The sequence below is a fragment of the Ruegeria sp. BC7 genome (assembly GCF_056539165.1).
In genome coordinates, this window is sequence record NZ_JBQFUL010000003.1 from 26,862 (window position 1) to 39,376 (window position 12,515).

The 12,515-nt window shown below is 59.5% G+C and carries 10 protein-coding genes; 7 read left to right on the forward strand and 3 right to left on the reverse strand.

Going from position 1 to position 12,515, the window contains the following annotated elements; all coding sequences use genetic code 11:
* Positions 1 to 71: 71 nt before the first annotated feature.
* Complete coding sequence (locus tag ACR0KS_RS09165) at positions 72 to 1,529, forward strand: 2-isopropylmalate synthase (RefSeq protein ID WP_170563486.1); 1,458 nt, start codon at positions 72 to 74, stop codon at positions 1,527 to 1,529.
* Between the two features lie 6 nt (positions 1,530 to 1,535).
* On the opposite strand, the gene ACR0KS_RS09170 is transcribed toward ACR0KS_RS09165, so the two are convergent.
* Positions 1,536 to 2,201 carry an SDR family NAD(P)-dependent oxidoreductase gene (locus tag ACR0KS_RS09170; protein WP_170564747.1) on the reverse strand — a complete coding sequence of 222 codons (666 nt, stop codon included), beginning with the start codon at positions 2,199 to 2,201 and terminating at the stop codon, positions 1,536 to 1,538.
* 285 nt (positions 2,202 to 2,486) lie between these two features.
* Between ACR0KS_RS09170 and ACR0KS_RS09175 the strand changes: the two genes are divergently transcribed.
* Positions 2,487 to 4,055, forward strand: a complete 1,569-nt coding sequence (locus tag ACR0KS_RS09175) for a 2-isopropylmalate synthase (protein WP_170563489.1) — start codon at positions 2,487 to 2,489, stop codon at positions 4,053 to 4,055.
* Between the two features lie 42 nt (positions 4,056 to 4,097).
* Here ACR0KS_RS09175 and ACR0KS_RS09180 read toward each other — a convergent pair whose 3' ends face one another.
* Both ACR0KS_RS09180 and ACR0KS_RS09185 read right to left on the reverse strand, forming a co-directional pair.
* On the reverse strand, positions 4,098 to 5,831 hold the full coding sequence (locus tag ACR0KS_RS09180; protein ID WP_170563492.1) for an adenylate/guanylate cyclase domain-containing protein: 1,734 nt from the start codon (positions 5,829 to 5,831) through the stop codon (positions 4,098 to 4,100).
* Between the two features lie 112 nt (positions 5,832 to 5,943).
* Positions 5,944 to 6,738 carry a 23S rRNA (adenine(2030)-N(6))-methyltransferase RlmJ gene (locus ACR0KS_RS09185; RefSeq protein ID WP_170563495.1) on the reverse strand — a complete coding sequence of 265 codons (795 nt, stop codon included), beginning with the start codon at positions 6,736 to 6,738 and terminating at the stop codon, positions 5,944 to 5,946.
* Between the two features lie 155 nt (positions 6,739 to 6,893).
* Between ACR0KS_RS09185 and ACR0KS_RS09190 the strand changes: the two genes are divergently transcribed.
* Genes ACR0KS_RS09190 through rodA form a run of 5 tightly spaced genes read left to right on the forward strand, consistent with a single transcriptional unit; the run spans position 6,894 to position 12,510 of the window.
* Positions 6,894 to 7,940 (forward strand): rod shape-determining protein, encoded by a 1,047-nt coding sequence (locus ACR0KS_RS09190; protein WP_039523195.1) that lies wholly within the window; start codon positions 6,894 to 6,896, stop codon positions 7,938 to 7,940.
* Positions 7,941 to 7,996: 56 nt separating this feature from the next.
* Positions 7,997 to 8,899, forward strand: coding sequence for a rod shape-determining protein MreC (mreC, locus tag ACR0KS_RS09195; RefSeq protein ID WP_170388930.1), 903 nt, complete (start codon positions 7,997 to 7,999; stop codon positions 8,897 to 8,899).
* On the forward strand, positions 8,892 to 9,428 hold the full coding sequence (locus ACR0KS_RS09200; RefSeq protein ID WP_170563497.1) for a rod shape-determining protein MreD: 537 nt from the start codon (positions 8,892 to 8,894) through the stop codon (positions 9,426 to 9,428). Before mreC ends, ACR0KS_RS09200 begins: the two co-directional genes overlap by 8 nt.
* Positions 9,425 to 11,374 (forward strand): penicillin-binding protein 2, encoded by a 1,950-nt coding sequence (gene mrdA / locus ACR0KS_RS09205; RefSeq protein WP_170563500.1) that lies wholly within the window; start codon positions 9,425 to 9,427, stop codon positions 11,372 to 11,374. The genes ACR0KS_RS09200 and mrdA overlap by 4 nt, the downstream gene beginning before the upstream one ends.
* Positions 11,371 to 12,510: a rod shape-determining protein RodA gene (gene rodA, locus ACR0KS_RS09210; protein WP_170388927.1), complete on the forward strand. Its 1,140-nt coding sequence runs from the start codon at positions 11,371 to 11,373 to the stop codon at positions 12,508 to 12,510. The genes mrdA and rodA overlap by 4 nt, the downstream gene beginning before the upstream one ends.
* Positions 12,511 to 12,515 lie beyond the last annotated feature (5 nt).

Below are 12,515 nucleotides of genomic sequence, written 5' to 3' on the forward strand. Positions count from 1 at the left end.
GCCGTTGCCCTGCCACCAACGGTATCTTAGTTTTGCGCAAAAGGACGATAACCGGGCAGGCTGTAACGACCATGAATTCACTTCGCACCTCTCTCGCCGTCACTGCGGTTGCTTTGATGACAACGGCCGTCGCCGCGCAAGATGGGCAAGTGATTGTCGCGGATGACGAGGTCGGCGGCGTGTACGAAGGGACATTCCTCAACGGCTTGCGGCACGGAACAGGAACCTATCGCCTTCCGAACGGCTTTGAATATTCCGGCGAATGGGCCGAAGGGGAAATTCAGGGCAAGGGAATCGCTCGGTACGTCAACGGTTCGGTCTACGAGGGCATGTTCGCCAACGGCCAACCCGAAGGTCAGGGCAAAATCGTGTATCCCGATGGCGGCAGCTATGACGGGGATTGGGCCAATGGCTCGATCAACGGTAACGGCGTGGCGATCTACGCCAATGGCGTGCGTTATGAAGGAGGTTTCAAGGACGCGCGGTATCACGGCAAGGGCGTCCTGACGGACCCGAGCGGCTATGTCTATGACGGCGATTGGGTGGACGGTGCCAAACATGGCAAGGGAAAGATCACATCGGCACAGGGTAGCGTCTACGAAGGCGACATCCAGAACGGCCAGCGGCAGGGACAGGGAACTCTGACCGTGCCGGACGGCATGACGTACACTGGCGCGTGGTCAGAGGACCGCATGACTGGCAAAGGTCGGCTGCTACAGGCAAACGGGGATCTGTACGAAGGCGATCTTGTCGATGGCAGGCGTCAGGGGGTCGGCAAGGCCACATATGCCAACGGCGCCACCTACGAAGGCAACTATGTCGACGACCGTCGCCACGGAAAAGGCCGGTTTCTTGGAACAGACGGGTTTGAATACAACGGCGACTGGGCAGATGGTCAGATCGAAGGCTTTGGCGAGCTGACCTACCCGGACGGCTCGACCTACGTCGGAGATTTCAGCGCGGACCTACCGCATGGCAAGGGCATGCACACTTACTCCGACGGCATAATCTACGAAGGTGACTGGATCGCCGGTGTATTCGAGGGCAGCGGAAAGGCAACATATCCCAATGGCGCCGTGTATTCCGGGCAATTCAAAAACGGCCTCAGCCACGGAACGGGTGTCCTGACATTTGCCAATGGCTATCGGTACGAAGGCGATTGGGCCGAGGGCGCGCGGCAAGGCAAAGGCAAGGCCAGCTTCCCGGATGGAACCGTGTACGAAGGTGATTTTGCAGACGGCAAACGCCACGGTCAGGGAACCATTACGACACCGCGGGGCTTTAGCTACACCGGCGGTTGGGCCGAGGGCAAAATCAGCGGCACAGGTGTCGCCACCTATGCGACCGGTGATGTTTACCAAGGCGGTTTTCTGGACAACAAGCGCCACGGTGACGGCACAATGCGATATGCCAATGGTCAGGAAGAAACCGGGGTATGGGAAAACGGGGTACTGCCCAGCGAAAGCGCCGCTGAACCTGAGACAGCCCTGCCCGAGGAAAACGTGACCGAAACACCCTCTGACGGTTGATCCGCGTCACCACGGAACCGGCTGTCCCGCCCAGTCGAAAAATCCCCCTGTATCTGCCGGAGAGAGGGTCTCGATCACCGCAAGCAGGTTCTTGGCTGCGTCATCCGGTTCTACCGCCTGGTGGCGCCCCAGATATTTCCGGGTAAAGCGCGTTTTGACAGTTCCCGGATGCAGCGCCACGCATATCGCCTGCGGATGAGTACGCGCCAATTCTATTGCAGAGGTGCGCAGGGTTTGGTTCAGGGCCGCCTTGGATGCGCGATAGCTGATCCACCCGCCCAGACGGTTGTCGCCGATTGACCCCACTCGGGCAGAGAGGACCGCGAAAACGCATCGCCTGTCGCGCGGCAACAACGTGTGTGCGTGGCCAAGAACCAGCGCCGGCCCGACCGCATTCAGTGCAAATTGATCCATCATGGCTTGGGCCGAGACTGACTTTATTGTCTTTTCCGGCTCTGCTCCGTTGATCTCCAGCGCACCAGAGGCGATCAAGATCATGTCGAACGGGCCATTCAGCTTACCCAGCCCGCTACTCACGCTGTCGGGGTCCATCAGGTCAAACCCATCCACGGATCGGGACAAGGTCGTCACAGCGGCAGAGCGATGGCGCAGTTGTTGCGACAAAGCGCTGCCAATTCCGCCTGATGCACCGATGACAAGAGCTGACTTCATCATAGGCGATCTAGCTGACAGGCCGCGTGGATCAACCGGGTCGAAAAAGAAAGCCTTCCAGCAGCGATACGCAAATTCGTTCTTTTCATTCCCGGCATGGGTTGTATAACCTCAATCCCATGATCAACCGCGCAGATATCCTTGTCGCCGACACCGCCACTCGCGGTGCGTCGCTGCGTGGCCTACTGATCCTAATCCGCCTCTGAGCGTGCCATCCGGCGCGCCCGCTCAGAGGAGGACGCCCGCGCGCCACAGGCTTTAGGACAGAAGAAGAAAGAGATTCCCATGACCAATGTGACCGACCAAGACCGCGTCTTGATCTTTGACACCACCTTGCGCGACGGCGAACAAAGCCCGGGCGCGACCATGACCCATAACGAAAAGCTCGAGATTGCCGAGCTGCTGGACGAGATGGGCGTCGACATCATCGAGGCCGGTTTTCCGATCGCCTCCGAGGGTGACTTCAAGGCGGTCTCCGAGATTGCCGAGCGGTCGAAAAACAGCCGCATCTGCGGTTTGGCCCGTGCCAATTTCGCAGACATCGACCGCTGCTGGGAGGCGGTGAAACACGCCGAGAAGAACCGGATTCACACCTTCATCGGAACCTCGCCCCTGCACCGCGCCATTCCGAACCTGACGATGGACGAGATGGCCGACAAGATCCACGAAACGGTCAGCCATGCGCGAAACCTGTGCGAAAACGTGCAATGGTCGCCAATGGACGCGACGCGGACGGAATGGGACTACCTCTGCCGCGTGATCGAGATTGCGATCAAGGCCGGGGCCACCACGATCAATATCCCCGATACGGTGGGCTATACCGCTCCGGTCGAAAGCGCGGACCTGATCAAACGCCTGATTGAAACGGTTCCGGGCGCGGATGAGGTGGTCTTTGCCACCCATTGCCACAATGACCTTGGCATGGCGACAGCGAACTCTCTGGCTGCTGTCGCAGGCGGGGCGCGTCAGATCGAATGCACCATCAACGGTCTGGGTGAACGCGCGGGTAATACCGCCTTGGAAGAGGTCGTGATGGCCCTGCGGACCCGCAATGACATCATGCCTTGGACGACGGGTATCGACACCACCAAGATCATGCATATCTCGCGCCGGGTGGCGACTGTGGCGGGCTTCCCGGTGCAGTTCAACAAGGCCATCGTCGGCAAAAACGCCTTTGCCCATGAAAGCGGTATCCATCAGGACGGGATGCTGAAGAACCGCGAAAACTTTGAAATCATGCGCCCCGAGGATATCGGCTTGTCCGGCACCTCTCTGCCGCTGGGCAAGCACTCGGGCCGTGCCGCCCTGCGCGACAAGCTGGAAACGCTGGGCTATGAGGTTGGCGACAACCAGCTGCGCGACATTTTCGTGCGCTTCAAGGACTTGGCCGACCGCAAGAAAGAGGTGTTCGACGACGACCTCATTGCCTTGATGACGCTGGATGATGCGAACGATTACCTGCAGTTGGTGTCCATGAAAGTCACTTGCGGCACCGGTGGTCAGGCGGAATCGACGGTCGAGCTGGAAATGGACGGCAAGGACATCATCGCGACGGAACATGGTGATGGCCCGGTGGACGCGACCTTCAAGGCGATCCGGTCGATCTATCCCAACAAGGCACATTTACAGCTTTATCAGGTGCATGCCGTGACCGAAGGCACCGATGCTCAGGCCACCGTGTCCGTGCGGCTGGAAGAAGACGGCATGATCGCAACGGGTCAGTCAGCCAACACCGATACAGTCGTCGCGTCTGCCAAGGCTTATATCCACGCGCTGAATCGTTTGATCATGCGGCGCGAAAAGGCTGGTCCCGGCGCTGATGCGCGCGAGATCAGCTACAAAGACCTGACATGAGCAAAGCGGCCCGCACTTGCGGGCCGTTCTTCGTTTGGAAGGTCAGGACAATCCAGCCTTTTCCAGCCCCTGAACGAAATGGTACAGGTCGTCTTCGTTTGAATAGTGCAGCGTCGCGACAATATCCTCGATTTTGACGTTTGACTGCGCCGCTTTGATCGCATCCGCATGCTCAGCCGCCTCAGCGTCATTTCCAAGCCAGGCATGGCACGCCGCAACGTAAGCGGCCTGCACCATGTCCAACGTTGGCAATCGAGCGAAATCGTCAAGCGCCTGTTCATATTTTCTGGCGCAGAACCGCGCCTTGCCCAGATGGCTCCAGAACCGGGCCGGATGATGCGGGTTCAAGCGCATGGCTTTCTGTATCCATTCAGCCCCCTCCTCGGGGCGGCCTGACCAGGTTAACAATTCGCCCATCTGGACAACAACCAGGTCGTAGTTCGGGTTCAGGGACAATGCTCTTTCCTGATGGTATCGCGCGCGTCCAAGGTTGTTTCGCAAAATCTCGACCGCCGCCATCAGACGATGCACGTCGGCATCGTTGTCATCCAGAGACGCCGCCTTGAGGATGGCCTCTTCGCACTCGGCCAGCATCGCTTCGCGGTCGTTACACCAGCCATATCCCCACGCTTGCCCACGGATACAACCGCTCCAGGCGTGGGCATGCGCATAGTCCGGGTCCAGCTTGATTGCCCGGTCGATCAGCTTTGTCGCCTCGACATTCGCTTCGCGGGTGCTGCGATGGTGCAGCACCTTGGCGGCCAGAACGCATTCATACGCTGCGAAATTGGACGGCTTCTTGCGCGTCAGACCCTCTTGCTGCGAGGCTTCGATCCGCCCCGGCAAAGTGGCCACCACAGCCGAAATCACTTCGTCCTGAATGGCGAATATGTCGTCCAGATCCCGGTCGTATTTCTCGGCCCAGACATGCCCGTCATTGTCGCTGTCGATAAGCTGAACAGTGACCCGCACCCGATTTCCGGCTTTTCGCACACTGCCCTCGACAATGTACTGCGCCCCCAGTTTTTCGCCGACCTCTCGCACGTTCACGGCTTGGCCCTTGTAGACAAAACTGGAATTGCGGGAAATGACGAACAGCTCGTGCCTGCGGCTAAGCTCGGTCAGCAGGTCTTCGGTCAGGCCGTCGGCAAAAAACTCCTGCTCGGTGTCACCGCTCATGTTGGCAAAGGGTAGCACCGCGATCGAAGGCTTCACGACCTTGGTATCTGTCTCCTCCGCCTGATCGACCTCATCGGCGGGCGCGTCCAATTCGACACGGTACGCGTGGACGGGTTGCGACAGGTTCTTGAGCTCAAGATTCCCCAGATCCTGGTAGTGCAGTTCCAGACGGCTGGACACTTGGTCATGAACTGCGCCCGAAATGACCACGTCCCCGGCACGGGCGGACTGCTCCAACCGGGCGGCGATATTCACGCCACTGCCAAAAATATCCCCGTCCTCGAAAATGATTTCGTCCAGATTGATGCCTATCCGAAACTGTATGCGCTGATCCCTTGGAACATCTGCATTCCGCCGCAGCATCCGGTTCTGAACCTCGACCGCACAGGTGACCGCATCGCTGGCACTGGAAAACTCGACCAGCATCCCGTCGCCTGTGGTCTTGATGATCGTACCGCGGTTCTTGTCGATGGCCGGGTCTATCAGTTCAATACGGTGCGTGCGCAACCGCGCCAGCGTGCCTTGTTCATCGGTCTCCATCAAACGGCTGTACCCGACCATGTCGGCAGCCAGAACCGTAGCAAGTCGGCGATCCATGGCACCCCTCCTCGCCGGAATTCTAGAACCGAAAACCCTATTCTCATAAGGAATTCTCAAAAAACACCCAGTGCGTGTATAGGGCGGCCATCAATGCGACCGACGCATGTATTCAGGCGTCTTCAAGCCCGGCAAAGAGTGAATCCAGCCGGCGTGTTTCCTCATCGAACCCAAACGGGGCGTTTACCACAAACATTCCAGAGCCGATCATACGGTGTCCTTCACGCGCGGCCGGAAACCGGACTTCATGGCATTGGGCTTTCGGCAGGTTCTGTTTTGTAAGCGCCTCAACCATCGCTTTGTGCCGCCCATCCGAAAGGATCGGATACCACAGCGCGATGACACCTACGTTCCACTTGCGATGCAGTTTGGAAATGATCCCGGGCAAGCGGTCATATTCCGACTTCACCTCATAGCTGGGATCAATCAACAGCATCCCTCGGCGCGGTGTCGGAGGCAGCAACGACTGCGCCAGCTCGTACCCATCCTGCCTGTAAACCTTTGGCCCATAGGCAGACATCGTCATCGACAGCGCCGCATATTCCTGCGGGTGCAGCTCGGCAACGTGCAGACTGTCCTGTTCGCGCAACAGGCTGGCGGCGATCAGGGGCGAACCGGCATAGCTGTTCTCGCCGTGGCGTGCCCGGACACTGCTCAGCGCCTTTGACAGGGGATGATCCGCGTTGAACCACCCTTTGCGCTGCGCCCGTTTGATCCCGGCTGCGGCCTCGCCCGTCCGCACGGCCTCGGCCGCGTCCAACTGATACAATCCACGGCCCGAATGCGTCTCGAGATAGGTCAGAGGCTTGTCCTTGCGGGCCAGATATTCCAGCATCCATGCCAACAAAGCGTGCTTTTGCACATCAGCCAGATTTCCGGCGTGGTAAATGTGTTGATATGAGAGCATGATGCCTTCTAAAGTCCCTCTCAATAAGGCGGAAAGGTGCTGATTGACGCGGAATCAGCCCTTTTACCGGACGAGATGGCACCCTATAAGACATCCGTCCCGGAACCGTCGAGTCGCGGGCAGTAGAAATTCTGACGAACGGGATCAGTGAACACATGGGAATCTTTGGCAATCTGGGCGGCTTGTTCACAGCGGACATGGCCATTGACCTTGGGACAGCGAACACGCTGGTTTATGTCAAAGGGCGCGGTGTGATCCTGTCGGAACCTTCGGTTGTGGCCTATCACGTCAAGGACGGCGTCAAGAAAGTTCTGGCCGTGGGTGAAGACGCCAAGCTGATGCTGGGCCGGACGCCGGGTTCGATCGAAGCGATCCGTCCCATGCGCGAAGGTGTCATCGCAGATTTCGACACCGCCGAGGAGATGATCAAGCATTTCATCCGCAAGGTTCATAAACGCTCGACCTTCTCGAAGCCCAAGATCATTGTCTGCGTTCCGCATGGTGCGACACCCGTTGAAAAACGTGCGATCCGACAGTCGGTTCTGTCCGCAGGCGCGCGCCGCGCCGGTCTGATTGCCGAACCGATTGCAGCCGCCATTGGTGCCGGGATGCCAATTACCGATCCGACCGGCAACATGGTCGTCGACATCGGCGGCGGCACCACCGAAGTTGCCGTTCTGTCGCTGGGCGACATCGTTTACGCGCGCTCGGTCCGCGTGGGTGGGGACCGGATGGATGAGGCGATCATCTCATACCTGCGCCGTCAGCAGAACCTGCTGGTCGGCGAATCCACCGCTGAACGGATCAAGACCACCATTGGCACAGCGCGGATGCCTGACGATGGCCGTGGTCAGTCGATGCATATCCGGGGTCGTGACCTGCTGAACGGTGTGCCCAAGGAAATCGAGATCAGCCAGGCGCAGGTCGCCGAAGCTCTGTCCGAGCCGGTCCAGCAGATTTGCGAGGCCGTGATGACCGCGCTGGAAACCACGCCGCCCGATCTGGCCGCTGATATCGTGGATAGGGGCGTGATGCTGACCGGCGGCGGTGCGCTGCTGGGCGATCTGGACCTTGCGCTGCGCGAACAGACGGGTCTGGCCGTGTCGATTGCCGATGAAAGCCTGAACTGTGTGGCTTTGGGCACCGGCAAGGCGCTGGAATACGAAAAACAACTGCGCCACGCGATTGACTACGAAAGCTAAGGCGCGCACCCTTTCGGGGTGAAAACTCGGGCAAGAGCAGCACGGGAAGGTAACCTGTGGCAAAGGACCGATCACAGCGCGACGAATACACGACTCCCTTGCGCCGCCTGCTGTTGGGGATCGTCGTTCTGTGTCTGCTGGGCATCTTTCTGGTATGGCGCATTGACAGTCCGCGGGTCGAGCGGTTCCGCGCACAGGTCGTAGACACCGTCGTACCCTCGATGGAGTGGGCCATGGTTCCCGTCACGGCGGTCGTGAACCTTGTGCGCGATTTTCAAAGCTATCAACGGCTGAGCGAGCAAAATCAGGAATTGCGCAGCGAATTGCGCCTGATGCGCGCGTGGAAAGAAGCCGCCCTGCAGCTTGAGCAGGAAAACGCCCGGCTTCTTGACCTCAACAATGTGCGGCTTGATCCGCGCCTGACCTATATCACAGGCGTCGTAATGGCGGATAGCGGCTCGCCCTTCCGTCAGTCGGTTCTGCTGAACGTGGGCGAGCGGGACGGGATCATGGATGGCTGGGCCACGATGGACGGGATCGGCGTGGTTGGCCGCATCTCGGGCGTTGGCCCTGATACGGCGCGGGTGATCCTGATGACTGATGCCTCCAGCGCGATACCCGCAACGATTCAACCTTCGGGCCAGACCGCTCTGATCGCGGGGGATAACACACCTTCTCCGGCGGTCGAGTTTCTTGAAAACCGTGAACTTGTGCGTCCCGGTGACCGGGTTGTCACATCGGGCGATGGCGGCGTTTTCCCGGGTGGCCTGCTGATCGGACAGATCACGGCTGACCCCGGTGGGCGTCTGCGGGTTCGCTTGTCGGCTGATTTTGAAAGGCTCGAGTTTCTGCGGGTGCTGCGATATCACTCTGCGCCTCCGATCGAAGAGTCCGGGGATATCGTCGGCCCAAGACGACCCGAAGCCGCCATAGAGCCCGCAGAGGTCGGCGATGGATAGGCAGGTTTCGCAGCTTTGGACCAAACGGGCGCTATACCTGTTTCTGGCCTTTCTGGTCATGTTTCTGCACCTATTGCCGCTGGACACACAGCCGGGGCGCTGGCCCTTTCCGGATCTGCTGATCGCCTTGACCTTTGCATGGGTCTTACGGCGACCTGAATATGTTCCGATTCCTTTGATCGCGGTCGTGATGCTGCTGGCGGACCTGCTGTTACAGCGTCCCCCCGGATTGCTGGCCGCGCTTGTCGTTCTGGGGGCAGCCTATTTGCGTTCGGCCGCGCCCAGTATGCGTGACGCCGGATTCGTTGCCGAATGGACAACCGCAGCCGTTGCGATCACGGCTGTTTTTGTACTGAACCGCATAATTCTTGCTATTCTAACGGTGCAACAAGCAGCATTAGGGCCGATGGTGATACAAGTGGTTCTGACAATTGCAGTTTATCCGCTGATCGTTCTGCTCAGCCAAAGCGGATTCGGTATAAGACGCGCGTCGGCGGTGGATTCCGCTACAGCGGGGCTTCGGCCATGAAACAGCGCAAGACCAAATCGCAGGGGCTTGCCTATAAACGCCTGCCGCGTCGCGCGGTGATCCTTGGCGGATTGCAGGCGGCGTTCATTGGCGGACTGGCGGCTCGAATGCGGTTCATGCAGGTGGATCAGGCTGACGAATACCGCCTGCTGGCGGAAGAGAACCGCATCAATATCCGACTTATTCCCCCGACACGCGGTCGGATCTACGACCGCAACGGGCAAGTTATCGGACAGAACTCGCCGTCCTACCGGATCGTAATGGTCCGCGAGGACGCGGGCGATGTAGATGCCGTAATCTCCAAGCTGTCCGATCTGATCCCATTGACCGATGACGAGATCGAACGCGCCAAGACTGAAATGCGCCGGTCTGCCCCGTTCCTTCCGGTGACGCTGGCGGATCAGGTGACGTGGGAGGATATTTCAAAGGTCGCGGTCAACGCCCCTGCCCTGCCCGGTGTCACCCCCGAAGTTGGCATGACCCGCCAGTACCCAAGATACGAGGACTTTGCGCATGTCGTTGGGTATGTCGGCCCGGTCAGCGACTATGACCTCAGCCAGATCGACGACCCCGAGCCGGTTCTGCGTATTCCCCGTTTCCAGATCGGCAAGGTCGGTCTGGAAGCCAAGCAGGAAGGCACCTTGCGCGGCAAAGCGGGTGCCAAACGGGTCGAGGTCAACGCCACGGGCCGCGTGATGCGAGAATTGGACAGGCAGGAAGGCGAGGCCGGCGCCGATCTTCAACTCTCGGTGGACGCAGACCTGCAACAATACGCGCAGGCTCGTTTGGCCGGGGAAAGTGCCGCCGCCGTGGTGATTGATTGCGAGACCGGGGATATCCGCGCCATCAGCTCGGCCCCCAGTTTCGATCCGAATCTGTTCGTGCGCGGTATCTCGGTCGCTGATTATCGGACCCTGACTCAGGATAACTACCGCCCGCTGGCCAACAAGACGGTGCAGGGAACTTACCCTCCCGGTTCGACATTCAAGATGATCACCGCAATGGCCGCGCTTGAGGCCGGGGTGATCGGTCCGTCCAATACCGTCTATTGCCCCGGCCACCTAAAGGTCGGCAGCCGCAGATTCCACTGCTGGAAGCGCGGTGGTCACGGAACCGTTGATCTGGAAACGTCGCTCAAACGCAGTTGCGATGTTTACTACTATGACGTGGCATTGCGCACCGGCATCGACAATATCTCGGACATGGCGCGGATATTCGGGCTGGGCGTGAAACACGACATTCCGATGTCCGCCGTTGCCGCTGGGCTTGCGCCGAACCAGGAATGGAAACAGCGCGTTCACGGGCAGGACTGGCTGGTGGGCGACACAGCGAATGCCTCGATTGGTCAGGGGTTCATGCTGGCGTCGCCGCTGCAACTGGCAGTCATGACGGCGCGGATCGCGACGGGGCGCGCTGTCTCGCCGCGGCTGGTGCGGTCGGTGAACGGGGTCGAAGAACCCTCGGGCGCGGGCGAGCCTTTGGCGGTGAACCCCAACAACCTTGAGCAGGTACGCAAGGCGATGTTCTCGGTCTCGAACGACCGGCGTGGGACGGCCTATCGCAGCCGGATTATCGCCGATGACTTCCGCATGGCCGGGAAAACCGGAACCAGCCAGGTGCGCAACATCACCAAGGCCGAGCGCGCTGCAGGCGTCATCCGCAACGAAGACTTGCCGTGGGAACGCCGCGACCACGCGCTGTTCGTCAGCTTTGCGCCGTATGACAACCCGAAATACGCCGTTGCCGTCGTCGTGGAACACGGCGGCGGGGGCTCAAAAGCGGCCGCGCCGGTTGCACGAGATATCATGCTGCAAGCGCTGTACAACGGCACTCCGCCGCTTGAGGCGTATCCGGTCGCCGACCGCGACCGCATCAAGGAACAGCAAAAACGGCTTGAGGGAGATCGCCGCCCCAAAGCGCGTCCGTCCGAAAAGGACCGCGCATGAGCTATCTAGAATACGCTGTCAAATCCACTCCGTCAGGGTTTCGCAAGTTTCTGTACATGAACTGGCCGCTGACCCTGTTGCTGATCAGCACGGCCAGCGCCGGGTTCCTGATGCTGTATTCGGTGGCCGGTGGGTCGTGGACACCCTGGGCTGAACCACAGATGGAGCGGTTCGGCCTTGGCCTTGCGGTCATGTTCATCGTGGCGCTTGTGCCGATCTGGTTCTGGCGCAACATGTCTGTTGTGGCCTATCTGGGCTCGATCGCTTTGCTGGTATTCGTGGAACTGTTCGGAACCGTCGGGATGGGCGCGCAGCGTTGGATTGATCTTGGATTCATGCGGCTGCAACCATCCGAAGTCATGAAAGTGACATTGGTGATGCTGCTGGCGTCTTACTATGACTGGCTGCCATCGCATAAAACCTCCCGGCCGGTTTGGGTCATCATTCCCGTCATCCTGATCTTGATTCCCACATTCATGGTGCTGCGCCAGCCCGACCTTGGCACCTCAATCCTGCTGCTGGCAGCCGGGGGTGGGCTGATGTTTCTGGCGGGTGTCCACTGGGCCTATTTCGCTGCGGTGATCGCGGCCGGTGTCGGACTGATTGCCACCGTGTTCAACAGCCGTGGAACGGAATGGCAGCTTTTGAAAGATTATCAATTCCGCCGTATCGACACCTTTCTCGACCCATCTACTGACCCGCTGGGTGCGGGGTACCACATCACGCAGTCGAAAATTGCCCTGGGGTCTGGAGGATGGAATGGGCGCGGTTTCATGCAGGGCACGCAGTCGCGGCTGAACTTCCTGCCCGAAAAACACACCGATTTCATCTTCACCACGCTGGCTGAGGAGTTCGGCTTTGTCGGCGGTATCACACTGCTGACCCTTTACGGATTGATCCTGATCTTCTGCACGGTCACGGCGCTGTCAACGAAAGACAGGTTTTCCTCGTTGGTGACACTGGGGATAGCGCTGAACTTCTTCCTGTTTTTTGCCGTGAACATGTCGATGGTCATGGGCCTCGCCCCGGTTGTGGGTGTGCCCCTGCCGATGGTCAGCTATGGCGGATCGGCCATGCTGGTTCTGATGGCGGCCTTTGGCATTGTCCAAAGCGCCCATATCCACCGCCCCCGTTGATCCGA